Here is a 291-nt window from a genome sequence, read left to right as displayed (position 1 = left end):
CGAGGGGAGAGTGCCGAGCGAAGCGAGGCGGGTGGGGTCGGTTCAGGGGCCGCGCACTGCCGCAACGACCCCGCCCGTCCATCCGCCTTCGGCGGCTGTCCACCCTCCCCTCAAGGGGGTGTCGACCACCTGGAAGACGTGATGGATGTTGTGGGCAATGAAGATGCAGGAATGGCCGGAATCGCGGGCGCTGCGCACGAAGCTCAGCACACCTTGCGTCTCGGCGACGCCGAGATTGTTGGTCGGCTCGTCGAGGATGATGAGGTCGCTGTCGAAATGCATGGCGCGTGC

At 66.3% G+C, this 291-nt stretch carries 1 protein-coding gene; it reads right to left on the bottom strand.

Annotated features, from left to right (window positions below):
- Positions 1 to 42: 42 nt before the first annotated feature.
- On the bottom strand, positions 43 to 291 hold a 249-nt coding region (locus tag AC0L2O_RS36635), incomplete at its 5' end, for a P-loop NTPase family protein (protein WP_473373181.1).

The sequence above is a fragment of the Bradyrhizobium sp. Kon10 genome, from assembly GCF_055807395.1.
This window is presented reverse-complemented; position numbering and strand designations above follow the sequence as displayed.